Source organism: Campylobacter concisus, from assembly GCF_002913225.1.
Taxonomy (GTDB): domain Bacteria; phylum Campylobacterota; class Campylobacteria; order Campylobacterales; family Campylobacteraceae; genus Campylobacter_A; species Campylobacter_A concisus_J.
In genome coordinates this window covers 39,935-56,560 of sequence record NZ_PPAW01000057.1, presented here as the reverse complement: position 1 = coordinate 56,560, position 16,626 = coordinate 39,935, and the positions used below count along the sequence as shown (strand labels likewise).

The 16,626-nt window shown below is 39.3% G+C and carries 24 protein-coding genes and 5 tRNA genes; 22 read left to right on the top strand and 7 right to left on the bottom strand.

All coding sequences use genetic code 11. The features are described 5' to 3' along the window. Nucleotides 1-99 precede the first annotated feature (99 nt). The 5 genes from CYP26_RS08965 to CYP26_RS08950 form a co-directional block, all read right to left on the bottom strand. Nucleotides 100-189: transfer RNA gene (locus tag CYP26_RS08965), tRNA-Ser, on the bottom strand. Nucleotides 190-247: 58 nt separating this feature from the next. Next, nucleotides 248-403 (bottom strand): hypothetical protein, encoded by a 156-nt coding sequence (locus tag CYP26_RS10310; RefSeq protein WP_021086361.1) that lies wholly within the window; start codon nucleotides 401-403, stop codon nucleotides 248-250. A gap of 32 nt (nucleotides 404-435) precedes the next feature. Then, nucleotides 436-509 (bottom strand) — tRNA-Cys (locus tag CYP26_RS08960). Nucleotides 510-516: 7 nt separating this feature from the next. Next, nucleotides 517-603, bottom strand: a tRNA-Leu gene (locus CYP26_RS08955). Between the two features lie 9 nt (nucleotides 604-612). Then, a tRNA-Gly gene (locus tag CYP26_RS08950) sits at nucleotides 613-687 on the bottom strand. Between the two features lie 104 nt (nucleotides 688-791). Here CYP26_RS08950 and CYP26_RS08945 point away from each other — a divergent pair. The 8 genes from CYP26_RS08945 (at nucleotide 792) to CYP26_RS08910 (ending at nucleotide 5,346) form a co-directional block, all read left to right on the top strand. Then, nucleotides 792-867: transfer RNA gene (locus CYP26_RS08945), tRNA-Ala, on the top strand. 191 nt (nucleotides 868-1,058) lie between these two features. Beyond that, nucleotides 1,059-2,279 carry a tyrosine-type recombinase/integrase gene (locus CYP26_RS08940; RefSeq protein ID WP_103631156.1) on the top strand — a complete coding sequence of 407 codons (1,221 nt, stop codon included), beginning with the start codon at nucleotides 1,059-1,061 and terminating at the stop codon, nucleotides 2,277-2,279. Then, complete coding sequence (locus tag CYP26_RS08935) at nucleotides 2,280-2,849, top strand: hypothetical protein (RefSeq protein WP_103631155.1); 570 nt, start codon at nucleotides 2,280-2,282, stop codon at nucleotides 2,847-2,849. It abuts the gene before it with no gap. A gap of 208 nt (nucleotides 2,850-3,057) precedes the next feature. Beyond that, a complete protein-coding gene (locus tag CYP26_RS08930) occupies nucleotides 3,058-3,270 on the top strand; it encodes a helix-turn-helix transcriptional regulator (protein ID WP_103631154.1) in 213 nt (70 codons plus the stop codon). Further along, nucleotides 3,267-3,536, top strand: coding sequence for a hypothetical protein (locus CYP26_RS08925; protein WP_103631153.1), 270 nt, complete (start codon nucleotides 3,267-3,269; stop codon nucleotides 3,534-3,536). The genes CYP26_RS08930 and CYP26_RS08925 overlap by 4 nt, the downstream gene beginning before the upstream one ends. A 4-nt stretch (nucleotides 3,537-3,540) precedes the next feature. Then, nucleotides 3,541-3,777 carry a hypothetical protein gene (locus tag CYP26_RS08920; protein ID WP_103631152.1) on the top strand — a complete coding sequence of 79 codons (237 nt, stop codon included), beginning with the start codon at nucleotides 3,541-3,543 and terminating at the stop codon, nucleotides 3,775-3,777. After that, the gene (locus CYP26_RS08915; protein ID WP_103631151.1) at nucleotides 3,755-4,525 is read left to right on the top strand and encodes a phage antirepressor KilAC domain-containing protein; all 771 of its coding nucleotides are present in this window, start codon (nucleotides 3,755-3,757) and stop codon (nucleotides 4,523-4,525) included. Before CYP26_RS08920 ends, CYP26_RS08915 begins: the two co-directional genes overlap by 23 nt. Nucleotides 4,526-4,587: 62 nt before the next feature. Then, nucleotides 4,588-5,346 carry an aspartate carbamoyltransferase gene (locus tag CYP26_RS08910; protein WP_103631150.1) on the top strand — a complete coding sequence of 253 codons (759 nt, stop codon included), beginning with the start codon at nucleotides 4,588-4,590 and terminating at the stop codon, nucleotides 5,344-5,346. Between the two features lie 942 nt (nucleotides 5,347-6,288). Here CYP26_RS08910 and CYP26_RS08905 read toward each other — a convergent pair. Then, a complete protein-coding gene (locus CYP26_RS08905) occupies nucleotides 6,289-6,507 on the bottom strand; it encodes an acyl carrier protein (protein ID WP_103631149.1) in 219 nt (72 codons plus the stop codon). A 141-nt stretch (nucleotides 6,508-6,648) separates the two neighbouring features. On the opposite strand from CYP26_RS08905, the gene CYP26_RS08900 reads away from it, so the two are divergent. From CYP26_RS08900 to CYP26_RS08835, 14 genes are all read left to right on the top strand, one after another. Further along, nucleotides 6,649-6,993 carry a hypothetical protein gene (locus CYP26_RS08900; RefSeq protein WP_103631148.1) on the top strand — a complete coding sequence of 115 codons (345 nt, stop codon included), beginning with the start codon at nucleotides 6,649-6,651 and terminating at the stop codon, nucleotides 6,991-6,993. Next, on the top strand, nucleotides 6,990-7,226 hold the full coding sequence (locus CYP26_RS08895; protein WP_103631147.1) for a hypothetical protein: 237 nt from the start codon (nucleotides 6,990-6,992) through the stop codon (nucleotides 7,224-7,226). Before CYP26_RS08900 ends, CYP26_RS08895 begins: the two co-directional genes overlap by 4 nt. Next, complete coding sequence (locus tag CYP26_RS08890; RefSeq protein WP_103631146.1) at nucleotides 7,223-7,561, top strand: hypothetical protein; 339 nt, start codon at nucleotides 7,223-7,225, stop codon at nucleotides 7,559-7,561. The genes CYP26_RS08895 and CYP26_RS08890 overlap by 4 nt, the downstream gene beginning before the upstream one ends. Nucleotides 7,562-7,664: 103 nt before the next feature. Then, nucleotides 7,665-8,060, top strand: a complete 396-nt coding sequence (locus CYP26_RS10550) for a hypothetical protein (protein ID WP_258031470.1) — start codon at nucleotides 7,665-7,667, stop codon at nucleotides 8,058-8,060. An 11-nt stretch (nucleotides 8,061-8,071) separates the two neighbouring features. Next, nucleotides 8,072-8,578, top strand: coding sequence for a glutamyl-tRNA amidotransferase (locus tag CYP26_RS08880; protein ID WP_103631145.1), 507 nt, complete (start codon nucleotides 8,072-8,074; stop codon nucleotides 8,576-8,578). Next, entirely contained in the window at nucleotides 8,532-9,986 is a 1,455-nt protein-coding gene (gene terL, locus CYP26_RS08875) for a phage terminase large subunit (protein ID WP_103631144.1), read from the top strand. The genes CYP26_RS08880 and terL overlap by 47 nt, the downstream gene beginning before the upstream one ends. Nucleotides 9,987-10,030: 44 nt before the next feature. Beyond that, nucleotides 10,031-10,273 (top strand): hypothetical protein, encoded by a 243-nt coding sequence (locus CYP26_RS08870; protein WP_021083829.1) that lies wholly within the window; start codon nucleotides 10,031-10,033, stop codon nucleotides 10,271-10,273. Further along, nucleotides 10,267-10,545, top strand: coding sequence for a type II toxin-antitoxin system RelE/ParE family toxin (locus tag CYP26_RS08865; protein ID WP_103631143.1), 279 nt, complete (start codon nucleotides 10,267-10,269; stop codon nucleotides 10,543-10,545). The genes CYP26_RS08870 and CYP26_RS08865 overlap by 7 nt, the downstream gene beginning before the upstream one ends. A 430-nt stretch (nucleotides 10,546-10,975) precedes the next feature. Continuing rightward, nucleotides 10,976-11,704 carry a spore coat protein gene (locus CYP26_RS08860; protein ID WP_103631142.1) on the top strand — a complete coding sequence of 243 codons (729 nt, stop codon included), beginning with the start codon at nucleotides 10,976-10,978 and terminating at the stop codon, nucleotides 11,702-11,704. A 167-nt stretch (nucleotides 11,705-11,871) separates the two neighbouring features. After that, nucleotides 11,872-12,996 (top strand): PepSY-associated TM helix domain-containing protein, encoded by a 1,125-nt coding sequence (locus CYP26_RS08855; protein WP_103631141.1) that lies wholly within the window; start codon nucleotides 11,872-11,874, stop codon nucleotides 12,994-12,996. 71 nt (nucleotides 12,997-13,067) lie between these two features. After that, the gene (locus CYP26_RS08850) at nucleotides 13,068-14,090 is read left to right on the top strand and encodes a ribonucleotide-diphosphate reductase subunit beta (protein WP_009494790.1); all 1,023 of its coding nucleotides are present in this window, start codon (nucleotides 13,068-13,070) and stop codon (nucleotides 14,088-14,090) included. Then, nucleotides 14,077-14,568: a hypothetical protein gene (locus tag CYP26_RS08845; protein WP_103631140.1), complete on the top strand. Its 492-nt coding sequence runs from the start codon at nucleotides 14,077-14,079 to the stop codon at nucleotides 14,566-14,568. Before CYP26_RS08850 ends, CYP26_RS08845 begins: the two co-directional genes overlap by 14 nt. Next, complete coding sequence (locus CYP26_RS08840) at nucleotides 14,569-15,336, top strand: carbon-nitrogen hydrolase family protein (protein WP_103631139.1); 768 nt, start codon at nucleotides 14,569-14,571, stop codon at nucleotides 15,334-15,336. Nucleotides 15,337-15,396: 60 nt separating this feature from the next. Next, nucleotides 15,397-16,029, top strand: coding sequence for a protein-L-isoaspartate(D-aspartate) O-methyltransferase (locus CYP26_RS08835; protein ID WP_103631138.1), 633 nt, complete (start codon nucleotides 15,397-15,399; stop codon nucleotides 16,027-16,029). Nucleotides 16,030-16,040: 11 nt separating this feature from the next. Here the strand turns inward: CYP26_RS08835 and CYP26_RS08830 are convergent, their stop codons facing one another. Beyond that, nucleotides 16,041-16,526, bottom strand: coding sequence for a hypothetical protein (locus tag CYP26_RS08830; protein ID WP_103631137.1), 486 nt, complete (start codon nucleotides 16,524-16,526; stop codon nucleotides 16,041-16,043). Nucleotides 16,527-16,626 lie beyond the last annotated feature (100 nt).

Sequence of the window (16,626 nt, the reverse complement as noted above, 5' to 3'; positions counted from 1 at the left end):
ACTTTTTTGTTTGCATTAAGTCTAGATTTTTATAGCAAAAATATGAAATTTAAAAATAAGTAAAATGACTGAAAATAAAAAGTGATTTTAAATTTAAAGTGGCCGGGAGATAGGGATTCGAACCCCAGGAGGCTTTCACACCTCAACGGTTTTCAAGACCGCCGCTTTCGACCGCTCAGCCATCTCCCGATTTAAAGATTTGTGATTATAGCCAACTTTGCTTAAAATTTGCTATAACCACTAAGAATTATTCTGTTTTTTCCTTGACGTAGCTAGCTCCGTCGTTGATCTTTTCTTTAGTCCATTCTTTGGCGTTGTGGCTATCTTCTTTTACACCGTGCCAAGTGTTTGAACAACCTACTGCAAAAAATGCCATACAAACTATTAAAAGCAATTTTTTCATCGTTATCCCTTTATGTGGTTATTTTTGAAGTCTGGAGGCGACACCCGGATTCGAACCGGGGATCAAAGCTTTGCAGGCTCATGCCTTACCACTTGGCCATGTCGCCGTTTTGGTGGTGCCCGAGACCGGACTTGAACCGGTACGGTAAAAACTACCGAGGGATTTTAAGTCCCTTGCGTCTACCATTCCGCCACTCGGGCAAAATTTAATGGAGCGGGAAACGAGATTCGAACTCGCGACCCCAACCTTGGCAAGGTTGTGCTCTACCCCTGAGCTATTCCCGCGTTAAAGGTTGCAATGTTACCCAAAAGTTGCTTAAAAATTTATTTTATAAAAACAACTTTCAAAAAAATGTAAGCCATAAAAAGATAAAATACCAAATCCTTTTGGGGTTATAGCTCAGCTGGGAGAGCGCTTGAATGGCATTCAAGAGGTCGGCGGTTCGATCCCGCTTAACTCCACCAACAGACGTTTTCAGGGCTTTTCAAACCTTGCCAAAAAATGCTTCTTAAAGCCCAAATTTAGGGCTTTTACCACTTTTTAAGCTCTCATCTCTTATCATTGCATTTCATCTAATATCACTCTTTTGAGTGTATATCTGAGTGTAAAAAAATATTTTTAGTAACTTTTTACACTCAAAATTAAGGGTTACGAAATGGCAAGCTTTGCGAACGATTTAGCACTAAAAAAATTTACACTCAAAAATAAAATTCGTGAGTGGATAAAAGATGACGGAGTGAAATTTTTATATGTGCTTGCATACAAGACCCAAAAAGAAACCACCAAAACATTTTATTTCAAGTATCAAGAGAGCGACGAGAAGCGAACAACAAAACAAATCAAAATAGGCAAATACCCAAGTATCACACTAGCTGAAGCAAGAGCGAAAGCTTTGGAGCTTGAGAGGCTAAGAGATAGGGGCGAGGACTTGCAGACAGCCACGGCCAAGCAAAAGGCTATCACGTTTAAAGATGTAGCCGATGAGTGGATAGACAAAGAGCGGAGTAAAGGGCTAATCGCTTTTAATAAGCAAATCGGACGTATCGAAAAAAATCTAATCCCATATCTAGGCAGTAAAGAGATAACCGAGCTAAAACGCAGGGACTACGCCCACGCAATAGAGAAGATACAAGCACGAGAGGCAAAAAGAGGGATAACACATGAAACATCGTTAAGAACTTTTAGGCTACTTCGTAAAATTTTAGATTTAGCAGTAAATAAAGGCTACATCGAGCATAACCCAACAAGGGATATTATCTTTAACGACGCTTTCAAAACCTCAACAAATAACCACTTTAAAGCCATAACAGAACCTAAAAAGCTAAAAGAGCTATTAGGAGCAATGCAGGACTATCAGGGCTCATTTTGCACCAAGCAGGCATTAATATTTGGCGTGAATACCTTTTTGCGTAGTGCAAACGTGAGGGGGCTAAAATGGCAATACGTGGATTTTGAGAATGATTTAATCACGTTTCCAGGCGAGGCGATGAAGTTAAGAGAAGTTTTTTATATGCCAATGAGTAAGCAGGTCAAGAAGCTTTTAAAAACAATGCTGGAGCACAAAAGGGGCGATTTTGTCTTTCCTAGTGGCATAAGTGCGACAAGACCGCTAAGCGATAGCACACTCAACCAGGCGATTAAGCGGTTAGGCTTTGGCGATGAAATGGTATTTCACGGCTTACGCACAACAGCAAGCACGCTACTAAATGAAAACATCAAAAATCACGGCTTTAATAGCGACGTGATAGAGCTTTGCCTAGACCACAAAGAGCGAAGCAGTGTAAAAGCAATTTACGACCGAAGCCAAAGGCTAGACGAGAGGGCAAGATTAATGCAGTGGTGGAGTGATTATTTAGATGAGTTGAAAGGGGAGTAAGTGACAAAAGAACAAAAAGAGCAACAAGCACTAGAAAAATTACAAAAAGAGGCAAAAGAGGAAATTATTGCTGATATAGAAAGACGAGCAAAAAAGCAATTTACTAATACCCAAAAAGACGATTTAACAAATAAAATGTATTTTTTAGATTATTTTTTAAATGCTGAAAACGAAAAGCATATTATTTTTGTGGTAGCAGTAGCCCTTTCTGGATATATACTTTTTAAAAAGAACAGCAGAATAAAAGACGATACCGACAAGGAACTAGATTATTACAAAAAAAGAGCCGAACTCTGTAAGGATATGGAGCAACATTTTTCAAGTTTTGTGAAGCGAGATATTATCGAGTTTAAAGAACTAGAACTACATGCAAAATCATTAAAAGAATATTTTGAAAGTAGGTACGATAATATTAAATTAAGCAGAACTAACGCTCACAAAGATGCAGAAGGCATACTATTTACCAACCTCATAAAGCGCGGACAAGTGCATAGCGAAAGGATAAGCCACACAGACCTTTTGTGTGCCATAAAAGATTTAAGAGTAGCGGTAAAAAAATACTCTAAATAAAAATTTACATTATTTTTGATGTAAATTTTTTATTTTTTTACATCATTTTTCAATACTAAAAAATTTTTCTAACATCGATTTTAACGCCACTTTTACACTAGCTATTAACATTTTTATTTATTAGTATTCTCACATCAAACCAAGACAAACTAACAATACTTGCAAGTTTTTAACGTTAGCTTTTGTAAATCAAGACAAAGGATAAAAAATGACACAAGCACAACACTTATTCAACAAAAAAGAGGCGGCGGAGTTTCTAGGCATAGGCTTATCAACTCTTTATCGTTATCAAAAAATGGATGACTTCCCAAAACCTATTATTTACACAAATCAAACTATCCGCTTTAAACGTGATGACCTCGAAGCTTTTATGTATAAAAAGCAAGGCGGAGCGACACCAGAGCAAGGGGGTGAAAGATGAAGCCCTTAAAACCAAAATATGACGATATGAGCGAGGAGGATTTTTACTTAGGCTTTATGCTAATAGTAAAAGAGCGTAACCCTAGCCTATTTAAAGCCATAAAAGAGGGCGAAACTAGCAAGCAGACTGATGAAGCCTTAGATGTAGCCCTTAGCTTTTACGATACATCGCTACAACTAGCAAGAGAGATTAACAAACTAGAGGACAAAATCCGACGGCTAAAATCTAAGTCGTCGAACAATGCACCTCAACGCAAGAAAGGATAATAAGATGAGGTTAGAAATAACAACAGCAGGCAAAGGCGGAGCGATTATCGCTATCGAGCCTAAAAAGATAAAAGAATTTACTAGCCATTTAAGAACTTACGGCGTTTCGAGTGTGAAAGAAGCACCACAAGGGCTAATAAATATGGCTTACGATCTATTTTACATCAACAAAAATTTAAGAAAGCAGGTAAGAGAACTAACGGAGCAAGGATACAACGATGAATACAATAGTAACGTTTAATAATTTAGATTTAGAAGTTTTGGAGTATAAAGATACGTGGAGCTTATCTAATAAGCAAGTCGCAGACGGATTTGGCGTTAGCGAAAGCACCGTAAGAGAACAAAAGAGGACGGGCGAATACGTCGAGGGCGTGCATTTCTATCTGTCAGAAAATCTGACAGGTAACGCAAAGCAGACTTTTTGGACTAAAAAGGGCGTTATTACTTTGGGCTTTAAATTGCGCGAAACTCCACAGACGATTTTATTCAGGGACTGGGCGAGCGATTTTATCCTAAACAGCAGTAACCGCCCTTTGGATATTCAAAACGTCTTAGCAGACCCGCGCGTATTCGCACAGCTGGCATTAAGATACGCGGACGAGCAGGACAAAAATAAACAGCTAGAGCATAAGATAGAAGCTGACGCGCCTTACGTAGATTTCGCGCGAGCCGTTGAGGTTAGCAAGGGCGATATTAAAATAGGTGAATATGCGAAAATCCTTTGTAATAAAGATAAGAGCATAGACACGGGCGAGATACGCTTATTCGCTCTAATGCGCGAGCTGGGGATTTTGATGTTTAATAACGAGCCTTTGCAAAAGTATCTAAATATGGGCTATTTTAGGCGCAAACCGCAGACATTTACGAAGCCAAACGGCGAGCAAGGGCTAAGCTTCATCACTCTAATAACGCCAAGGGGTCAAGTAAAGTTAGCTAAAAAGCTAATCGAGGCTATAAAAGCTAAAAATACGCCTCGAATAAAGAGTTAATTAAAGAATTTTAAGGGCGGTCAAGCCGAGCAAGTTTAGCCGCCCTTAACAAGGTTACAAACGTGGATATTTTAGCAGAAGTTGAGAGTATTATCAACACAGCCGAGAGCAAAATTTACATAGACACGATAAGGGCGACTTTTTACAAAAAGGCTATCACGCAAAAGATCCATAAAAAAATCGACCTTTTAAAATCAATCGCTCGAAAATATGGCAAAAAATGGCTAAAGCTGGATAAACAGACAGCAAAAGCCGTCAAGATAGAACGCCGTTATGAGTTTCGAGATTATGAGATAGTAAATATTTATGCTCTTAGTGACTTGCCTATTTTTTACGCTACTTTAAAATCGTCAGGCAATGAGCCACAAAAGGCGTTATTTGAAGTTTATGGACTTAGACAATACAACAAGACACCACCACCAAAAGAGTTAATAGTGGAGCTCCTAGGCGTGATTAATAACGTTTCATCTCTTGACCTTTGTTTTGATAAGGATAGCCCCTTTAACCTTGAAGCCTTTTGCGATGAGGTTATTAACTTTGAAAATACCAAGTATCTAAAAAACAACGATGTATTAACTAGAGTGTATTTTTATGACAAGGCAAAAAAGAATAATCTAAACTTGCCTATCTACCGAGCCGAAGCCGTAGTTAGCATAAATCCCAAAAGCAAAGATAACCCCTTGCCTCTCAAACAAAGGCTAAATTTACAACTCCCTTATGTCCTAGATGAGTTTAAATCCATACTAGACAAGACCACTAAAGAGCAAGGCATAATCAAGCCCTACAAGTCAAAAGATAACAAAAGAGAGCTAAGAGCATAACCAGCCGAGATTTTGGCTCGTTACCTCAACGCACGGATGTTTTATGCGTTAGCCTAATTTTTGGCTTACGTAGCAAAGCCTTTAAATGTGAGCTTTGTCCGTCCCCTTAAAATTAAGGACGCGAGCCGACCCATAAAAATAGGCTATCCGCCCAACTAGCTCTAACAATAAAACCCAAACAGCCCTATTGTCAAAGCTCGAGCCTTGAAAGTGAAACGTAAAAGCTACCTACGTTAAACGTAGCCAGCTTTAAAATAGGGGCTAAAATATCGGTTACATCATCGTTTCAGAAAAAATTGAAACGATGACAGCTAAAGGGGTGGGTAAAAAATACCCCCTCCTTACAAAAGGGGGCAGTTTTCTACATTTTTGACGAAAACCCTAATAAAAAAATAGTTATTCAAAAAAAATTGAAAAACCCTAGCAAAAAAAGAAAACGGCTTTTAACCTTAAGCCAAAACAGCCATTTTTTAGCTTGCTTAAGGTTTCATAAAAAAGGGTATTGCAGAGAATGCCACCGCTTGCCATATTTTTAGCGTTTTTCGTCTATCTTTTAAAATCAAAAATCAAAGCCAGCACCGAGGGGCTAGAGCTTTGCACGCAAGCCACGTACGAGCGAAAATCACAATTTAAGAAAAGCAACGTATAGTGTGCCCTTGTAAAACTACCCTACAATGACCTTTTTATTACAAAAAATCTCCCCTTATCCTTAAATGAAAAAATTAATTATCAAGGGGCTAAAAATAATCGCGGTCGGCGGTTAAAAAGACGAGCAAGCTAAGCACTAGAAAGAGCGTAAAAGCCCTATTCTAAGCGTAATTTTGAGCTGGGTGAATTAAATACATACAGCTTTTAAAGGGGGTCATTAGTAATGACACCCTAGGGGTAACACGTGTAACGTTACATATAACGGACGAAAAAAGTCGCTCGTTACAAATAATGTTAATCCTCTTTGTTTTCTACCTCATCAAATATCGCTTTTATATCATCGTATTTTTTAGCCTTGATATGGCTAGTTAAAAAAGGCTCTACCCAATAAGGAATATTTTGAGAGCTACCCCAATTATTTACAGATGAGGGCAAAACTCCAAGCAAATCAGCAAAGCCTTTTTTTGATAAATTTGCACGTTTCAATAAATCGTTAAACTCTTTTTTATCCATTTTTACCCTTTATATAATTATTTAATTAGCTAATAATAGCAAAATATCATTAAAAAAGTATATTAGAGCTTGACAAGATATTTAATTAAGTATATAATTAACTAAAAAAATACTTATTTACATACTTTTAAAGGAGAACAAATGTTAATCCCAACCAATTCAGAAAGACCAATGTTTAAAAGGTTTTGCGAGTTTATTATCGAGCAGAACAACGGCAACACAGAGGCAAGCGAACAAACGCTTTATGATGTGGCATATTCGCTTTTTTATGAGAGCCATGCGCTAAAAGGCGAACGAGATAGAGCATTTCAAAGCCTAGGCAGAACAAACGCTTTATTTGCCAAATCAGAGGAGCAAAACGAGCAATTAAAAACCGAGATAGAGCAAGCAAAAGCAAAGTTTGAGAAGCTGGCTAGTAATTACGTAGCCTTGTGCGATGAAAACGATGAGCTAAAAAGCAAACTATCACTAAAGGAGCAAAAATGAAGTTAGTTTTTAACAAAATCAATGAGAATTTTGAGTTAGGCGTTGAAATAACTTGCGTATTAGGACAAGTATCAACGCTAATGCTGGCACTAGCAAATAAACACGAGAGCATAGACGACAAGGAGAGGCTAAACGCTACTTATTTACTAAGTGGCATTTTACTCGATATTGCCTCAACGCTTGATAATTATGCGCTAAAAGACACAAAAGCGACTAAGGAGCAAAAAAAATGACAGCTAAGAGATACGTAAAATTATACGAGCTTGAAAAGGCTCAAAGCTTTGATGAGCTAATAAGCACACTAGAGCAAAGCGAGAACCTCAGCAAAAGAAAAGCCATTTATCAAGCAGGGGCTAAAGCGTGGCTATTCGTAGATTATTACATTAACGAACTCAGGCACGCAGAAGCACAAGTAAAGCACTTAAAAAGACAGCTTGACCGCCTAAGTCCTAGCGATAAAAGCAAAGAGGACTTTAACAAAAATAATCCCTTAGAAGCCAAAGGGATTTTTAAATGGCATAAGCCCTTAAAAGGTGCGAGCTTGCAAAACGATATGCGAGCAAGCTAATCATAATCTAAAGGGGGCGAGGCTAGCCCCTAACCTCATCACTCCACGAGAGGACAAACAGCCTTTTTCATAAAATACTAAAAAAATCAAAAAGGCTAAATCAATGCTACCAAAAGAGCTTAACACGCTAGAAACCTTTTTTAAAATTCTCGATAAGTTTTACCCAGACTGGGAGAAGCGAGCAGATGATTATTACCTAACCGAAATAGCCTTTTTAATCCTAAAAGTGTTTAACAGCCCTTACACGGACGAAACTATCATTAACAATTTAAGAGTTATGAAAGTAAGCAAATACGATAAAGAGCTAGCTAAAATTTACGCTTTGCCACTAGAGGCTTACAAGTGGATTATGACAAATAGAATGAAGCCAGACAGAGCAAAGGCGAGCGTAAAACGATATGTAAAAAATGCGATACAAAATCCAAATTGCGAATATGAAAAATCCATTTTGCAAAAATGCGAAATGGAGCAAGTTAAAATACAAAGAAACGATATTTAAAGGAGCAAATAATGGCAAAAATAACAGACAAGATCAGAGAAAAAATATTAGCTGACTTTCATACTGGATTTTTTTCGATCAGGCAAATAGCAGAAAGAGCAGGAGTTAGCCACGTAGCAGTCCATAAGATAGTCAAAGGATTAACACCAAAATTTAAAGAAAAAATTAACGCAGAAGTAGCCTTTAAAACGGAGTTAGCAGACGAAAATTTACAACAAATTAACAGCGTAAATGAGGTAATAAGTGAGGCTACAAAACACCTCATCTTTTTTCAAAACGCAGCATTAACAAATCAAAAAAGAGCTAATGAAATGCTAAAAAATGCCAAAACAATAGGCGACATTGAAGCTCACAGCAGGATAACAGCAAGAAATAAAGAGACCATACTAGGCAAAGAGCCACAAACGATTATTAACAATAACAATACGCAGCAAAACCAAAAGCCAGAGCTAGACTTGTCAGGGCTAAGTGATGATGAACTCGAAACACTTGACGCAATACTCTCAAAAGCAAATTAAAAACGAGCTTGCAAGACGTAGCTTAATTCGCTTTGTAACTGAAATCAACCCAAGCTATCAGGTCGGCTGGTTTAACAAAGAAATTGCAGATAAGCTAGAGCGTTTTTATCTCAACATAATGGAGGGTAAGCAACCTCGTTTAATGATATTTGCACCGCCTAGAAGTGGCAAAAGTGAGTTATTTAGTAGGGCTTTCCCAGCGTGGGCTTTTGGTAAAAACCCAAATTTGCAAATAATCGCCAGCTCATACTCGAGCGATTTAAGCACAAGAATGAATAGGGACGTGCAGCGTATAATAATGAGCGAGCCTTACGCCGAAATTTTCCCAGAAACAAAACTTAATTCAAAGCGTGTCGTAACCGTAACGCAAAACGCCCTTAGAAATAGCGAAATATTTGAGATTGTAGGACACACGGGCGCGTATAGGAGTGCTGGCGTAGGCGGAGGTATTACGGGTATGGGTGCAGATATTTCAATTATTGACGACCCTATTAAGGACGCAGCAGAAGCAAATAGTGCAACTTTTAGGGATAGAGTGTGGGACTGGTATGTTACAACCCTTTACACAAGACTAAGCCCTAAGAGTGGCATATTATTAGGCATGACAAGGTGGCACGAGGACGACTTAGCAGGACGGCTAATAAAAGAAGCTCAAAAAGACGGCGACAAATGGGAAATTTTATCCTTTCCAGCAATAGCCGAACACGACGAGGAGCACCGAAAAGAGGGAGAGGCATTACACCCAGAAAGATACGATTTAAACAGACTATTAAAAATAAAGAGTGCCTTAGGGTCTTATGCGTGGAACGCCCTTTATCAACAGCACCCAAGCACTAAGGGCGGAGATATTATACAAGGGGCGTGGTTTGGTCGTTATGATGTAGCACCAAGAATTAAGCGTGTAGGCGTTTTTATGGATACAGCCCAAAAGACTGGCGAGCAAAACGATTACAGCGTTTTATTATTAGCTGGCTTAGGATATGACAACGCCATTTATCTACTAGACCTAAAACGTGGCAAATGGGACGCAGTAGAGCTTGAAAATACTACTAAAGATTTTTTTGCCAAGCACAGATCAACATATAACGGACTAATGTTTTACATAGAGGACAAATCAAGCGGAACGGGGCTAATTCAAAAAATAAAACGTGAAAATAATATCCCAGTAAGAGCCGTAACGCCACAAAAGGATAAATACACTAGAGTTTTAGACGTTGTGGGCTACATTGAGAGCGGATACGTAAATTTACCTAGTGTCGCAACGTGGGTTAGTGATTTTGTGGATGAGTGCGAGAAATTTACCGCCGATAACAGCCACTTACACGACGACCAGGTCGATACGCTCACAATGGCAATTAGTGAGTTTAAAAATAAGCCTAGTGGTATTTGGGGACACATTTCAGACTAAATTTTAACAATACAAGCTAAAATAATCAAAAGAAAGGGTTACAAATGCAGACATTAACAATACGAGCAGACGAAGCATTAATAAGCCAAATAGTAGCGATAAGTAAGGCTCTAGCTAACACGACTAATCAAAAGCTAATTATCGATGAGGATTATCCGATTTACGACGACGGCAAGACGATGAAGCAAAGGATAGCCGATTACGAAGCGGATATTGAAGCTATCAGACGCGGAGAGCTTGAAACCTATCCACTAGAAACGTTAAAAGCCGAGATGGAAAAATGGTAGTTAGACGCACAGCACGTTTTAACCACGAATTAAAAGCTGCGTTTGACTTCATAGCCAAAGACAGCCTAAACAGAGCACGAGAGTTTAGAAACGAACTTGTCGCAAAGATAGAACGCACAGCACAGACACCTTTTATTTGCCGTAAGTCTATTAATTTTAATGATGAGAGCATTCGTGACTTGATTTTTAAAAGTTATGTGATACCTTACTTGATAGATGATGAGGTTATTTATGTGCTAGGCATTTACAAGGCTAACGAGTGGCAAGCGTGAAACGTATAAAAGCGATAACGTTTCACAAAATAACCTTAATTAAGTTTTCGAGCAAAAAAGAGATGAAAACTAATTTTTCTTAAGCCAAAACGACTACTTTAAGCGTCTGAAACTTAAATCATTTAACTTTACAACTTCACAATCCCCTATTTTAGGCACTTATGATAGTTTTGTATTGAAAACTAAACTTTTCATAACCAAAAATTTAATCGCTTGAACCTTAAAAAACTCGAGTGCAAGTTTGAGTGTAAAAATTATTGATTTTAATTTTCTAAAAATACGATAATAACGGACTTTAAAGCTAAAATCATTTTTCGCTTAACTCCACCATGATTTTATTTTCTTTTTTTACTTACAAAAATTTCTACGTTTTTCATGAAATTTTAACTAAAATATATAAAAATTCAGAATTCTTCCGATATATTACGAAATGATGAATTTAAAACAATATGTAAATGAAATTTTAAAAGATCACCGCGACGAGCGTGTATTTAGCTTTGAATTTGATGGGCAAAAATTTTGGTTAAAACGCATTGAAAAGAGCATCGAAGGTGGCTTTTTAACTAAAATTTTTAAACCAAACCCTTATATGTCATTTGCTGCTGAGATAAAAAAGCTTAAAATTTTAAACGAAGCAAATGCTCCTGCGCCAAAACTCGTTTTAAAAAGCGATGAATTTTTCGTTATAGAAGATGTTGGCGAGCCAGTTGCTAGACTATTTAAATATAGTAACGATGAAAAATATAAACACGAAATTTTGCTAAAAGCAGCCCGCGCACTAGCTGGACTTCACGCGCTAAATTTCGCACACGGACGCCCAGCACTTAGAGATATCGCCATAAAAAATGGCGAGATAAAATTTCTAGATTTTGAGTCAAAATTTTTTACTCACGACATAGAACTTCAAAAATGCCGCGACCTATTAGTTTTCATCCACGAGCTCTGCCGACAAAAAATTTCACATGAGCTGGTAAAAGAAGTGGTCAATGAATACATTAACGCTGGTGGCGCTCAAATTTACTCGCGCTCGCTACAACTAATAGTAAAATTTAAGCCACTTTACTACCTGCTAAAGCCATTTAAATCTCTAAACAAAAAGGATCTAAACGCAGCCATCAAAACCTTTGAGTATCTCCTGCCGATCACTCAAAATAGATAAATTTACAAGGCAAAAAGCGCTTTTTGCCAATAGAACTCTTTTCCTAGTGGTCTATCGTGCCAATGAGTAGCCAAATTTTCTCTCATAACTTAAAAAACCTTCTAAATTTTATCTCTACTTAACAAAAAATAAATTAATATTCGTTATTAAAATCTAAAAGGAGATATATGCTTTTCAAGCGTAACAAAATCATTTTCAACATCCACCTAATAATCGGTCTAATCGCGACTATACCGCTACTTATCATGACGCTTGCAGCGCCATTTGCCTCTTACAGAGAGGAGATAAAATCTGCGATAAATGAAAAATATATAAATTTAGCACCTAGCGAAAAGCCAAATTTAAGCTTAAGCGAGATCCTCGCCAAGGCAAAAAGTGAGATCAAATTTGACACGCTTGAAAACGTACAAATCGGCGGTGAAAACAAAGCTTATAGCATCAGCGTCACTAAAGATAAAAAGCTCTTAAATTTCTTTATCGATCCAAGAAGTGGCGAGGTGATCAGCGAGGACTGGGGCGAGAAAACTCGCATGATAATACTAAGCCTGCATAGAAATTTAGGCCTTGCCCTGCTTGATAGCAAAGTCCCAGCCAACATCGGCAAGCAAATAGTCGCCATTAGCTCGATCATCATGGCTCTGCTTGCCATTAGCGGTCTCATCCTCTACGCCCCAGCGATCAAGCGAAATTTCCTAAATTCGCTCAAAATCAAGCCAAGTGCAAAAGGCTATGCCTGCTTTTACAACCTCCACACGAGCCTTGGCACATACGTGGCGATCCTGCTTGTCGTGATGTCGCTAACTGGCCTTTACTGGTCTTATGGCTGGGTCAGAAACAGCGTAAATAGCGTATTTTTCGAGCTAAAACCAAGTCAGGCGCAAAGGGCAATGCCTCAAAGAAATTTAATCCCAATAAGCGATGAAAAATTTAAAGAGATCGAGGCTGCAGAGCAAATTTTTAAAGAAAATGTCACGCTAGAGCTAAAATCTCTTACGATAAACGTGCCTGAAAACAATCAAAGCACCTACACTATAAACTACGAAACTAGCGAGAGTCAGGTAGGCAAACTAAAGCTTGACGCAAGCGCTGGCAAGATAAAAGAAAATAAGCTTGTTAGCAAGGCTGAAAGTATCCCAGAAGCTAAAAAAGCGGGCCGCAAGGTGCTTAGCTTGCACACTGGAGAGATGTTTGGTGAGATCGGTCAGATCGTCTTTGCCCTATCTTGCGTGATCGCCGTTTTACTAATAATAACTGGCTTTTTGATGACCATAAAAAGGACTAAGGCACTCTAAATAAAAGTAAATTTTTACCTTGCTTTGGGTAAGATTTTAAGAAATTTTTATCACAGACAAGAGAAAAATTTATGAACAGAAAACGCATTTACAACCCAAGTTCAAATGAAAATTTGACAGACAGAAGAGTCTTTAACGGCAACCCACACGGCATTTTAAATTTCACCAAGGCGAAATACGAGTGGGCGTTAAAGCTTTGGGACCTCATGGAGGCCAACACCTGGTTTCCAAAAGAGGTCGATACCACAGACGACGTGCGCGACTATGCCTACAACCTCACAGAGGCTGAAAAACGCATGTACGATCTCGTCTGGAGCCAGCTCATCTCGATGGATAGCTTCCAGACAAACAACCTAGCTGACAACATCAACCCTTACATCACCGCACCAGAGATCAACGCCGTGCTAAGCCGCCAAGCCTACGAAGAGGCAAACCACAGCAAGTCTTACGCTGTCATGGTCGAGGCGATCTGTGACAACACCGACCTCATCTACGAGATGGAGAAGCACGACGACGTCTTGCGCGAGAAAAATGACTACATCTCAAGCGTCTACGAGGAGCTTGCGGGCGAAGTGACTGACGAGAAGCTACTTCTTGCGATGGTTGCCAACCAAATTTTAGAAGGCATCTACTTTTACAGCGGCTTTACGGCGATCTACGCTCTAGCTCGCGCTGGCAAGATGCTAGGCTCAGCGCAGATGATCCGCTTTATCCAACGTGACGAGATCACGCACCTGCTTTTGTTTCAAAACATGATAAATTCAGTCCGCAAGGAAAGACCTGACCTCTTTACGCCTGAGACTGAGGCGAAAATTTATGATATGTTTGAAAAAGCTGGGAATTTAGAGATCAAATGGGGTAAATACATCACCCAAAACCAAATAATGGGCTTTACAGACGATATCATCGAGCAGTATATCCACTATCTCATCGACCAACGCCTAGTTGCGATCGGTCTAAAACGCAAATACAACGTCGCTCATCCGATCAAATGGGTCGATGACTTTGCGAAATTTAACGACCAAAAGTCAAATTTCTTTGAAGCAAAGGTGACAAACTACAGCAAAGGAAGTATCAGCTTTGACGACTTTTAAAAATAGTATCTTATCCCTTGCCTGCGTGCTTTTGGCTGGGTGTGCGAGCAGTAGCCAAAGGATCGTTGACATGGCAAACCGAGATAATCTCGTAAATTTCCCCGCCCACAAACTTGTTAAAGTAAAAGAGACAAGCCAAGCGGAAGTCTATCAAGAGATGCCAAACGGCGAAATTGCACCAAGTTTCGCACCGCTAGGATCTGTTCTAGGAAATGACGTGATGCTTGACATAAACAAGCAATGTGGCTTTGAGGCAAAAGACCTAAAAGAGATAAGAGTGGTCTTGCATGATGAGGTTAGAGGTCTTGGCTTCGAGGTCTGGATTTTTAACGACCCGCTCTCGCAGAGGGAAGACAAAACCACAGCTATAAGCGTTATTTTAAAAGCTACGCCAAACATCGGTGGCACGGATATAAACTACAAAATTCCAAAAGACTGCCATGATGAAAAACCTATGATATTTGTATTTGAAAAATAGATGAGAGAAAATTTAAACCTAATAAGCCTAACTTTAAAGGCAAAAAATGCTACCGAGCGCCTAGAAGAGCTTGCAAATTTAGTTGAGGCTGCGCCAGAAAACTCTCTCCTGCTTGCAAGTGAGCTTTGCATCAGCGGCTATGACTTTGACGGCTTTTTTGCTGGGGCGAACAAAGCGATGCTTGGTGGCATGATAGGCAGCTTTGATGCGATGCTGCTTGAGCGCTTGCAAGAGGCGCTTAGCCCAGATAAATTTCTAGGTTTTACGCACCTTACTAGCCTAAACAAAAGCGTAGGGCTCGCTCAAATTTCAAATATAAATCCACACCAACCAAAAATTTATAACGAATTTTTACTTCTTAACTCAAACAACGTCTTTCATTCGCAGTTTAAGGCTGAGCTTTTTAGGCCAAATTTAGAGCATGAGATCTTTACCGCCGGCGAGGTGAGCGATATAAATGCCTTTACATTTAAAGGGCTAAAGCTTGGCGTGCTGATCTGTTTTGAGCTGCGCGATAGCAGGCTTTGGGCAAAGCTAAAGGGGTGCGACATCATCATGGTGCCAACCATGTGGGGCAAGGCCAGAGAGGAAGCCTACCTCAGCCTTTGCAAGGCACTTGCGATCGCAAATAACTGCTACGTCATGATCTCAAGCTCGCTAGATCTTGAGACCGCCGGGGTCTTTTTGCCAGATGGTACGCTAGAAGCAAGCGCGGTTTTTGACGCAAATTTGATAGCGCAGATAAAGAAAAATTTAGGGCTTTTATAAATTTTAAGATAAGCTTTAAATCGTATAATAGCGATTTAAAATTTGTTTAGGATAGAAATTTTGACCCAATTAGAAGCGATAAAATGCCAAAATTTAGCTAGCGACATAGCCGACGAGATCACGCTAAGTCCGCTTTTGTTTGACGCGATATCAACGACCGAGCGCGAGATTTTCGTGCCTATCGCTGCACATGCTTACAAGCTTGACGCACAGCCAATCCTTGGCAACCAGTGGATTAGCTCGCCGCTAACGGTGGCAAAGATGACGATGGCGCTAGAGTGCGAAAATATGGACAATATCCTAGAGATAGGCTGTGGAAGTGGCTATCAAGCAGCTATTTTAAGCAAACTTGCACATAGAATTTTTAGTGTCGAGCGCATAGAAAAGCTAGCCATGGATGCCAAAAAACGCTTCGAGGCGCTAAAGATCAAAAACGTGCACGTAAGATATGATGATGGCAACAACGGCTGGCGAAGCTACGCGCCGTTTGATAGAATTTTACTCTCGGCTGCTGCTGATGAGATCTCGCCAAATTTATTTAGCCAGCTAAAAAATGGCGGTATCTTGGTCGCTCCGATGAAAAAAGATGGCAAGCAGTTTATCGCTAAATTTAGAAAAGACGAGAGTGGAAATTTAGAAAAAGAGTTTTTAGACGAGTGTCTTTTTGTGCCACTTCTTGAGGGCAGAGAGTAGAGGCATTGCCGCTACTGCCACCTAACTAGCCACTCACCGCTAGGGTGCTGCGTAAATATAATATCATCAAATTTTGTAGTTTCTTCGCCATCTGCTGTGATAAATGTAACGCTAAAACTAAATGCGTTTTTGTCGATAAATTTCACATTTTCTATACTAAAGATATCTACGCTGTCGCTACAAGTGCCACTAGTCCTTTTAAAATGGCTATCATCTCTTCTTAGCGCAGGTGCCCTTGTGCCACCCTCCATAAATTTATCATTTTTATTAGCCTTATAGCATGCCATATTTGCTAAAAATTCCTGCATCCTAGGCTTTGCGCTATCAAATTTAGCTTGATGCCCCTTTGGCACCCTAATGCCTAAAATAGCGCCTGGCGCCGTCTGACCAACCAAATCTCTACTTTTTGTTAGCATTGGCTCGCTTTTTGGTTCGCAAAAGGCAAGGCTACCAAAAACGGCACAGAGCACAATGGCAAGAAGCGATTTGGTTTTCATTTTTCTCCTTTTTAGATAAGAGCCATTCTACCTCACATCACTTAAAGGTTGCATGAGTTATAAATTTAAGATCAAATTTGAGTTTTTTGGGAGAGGCAAA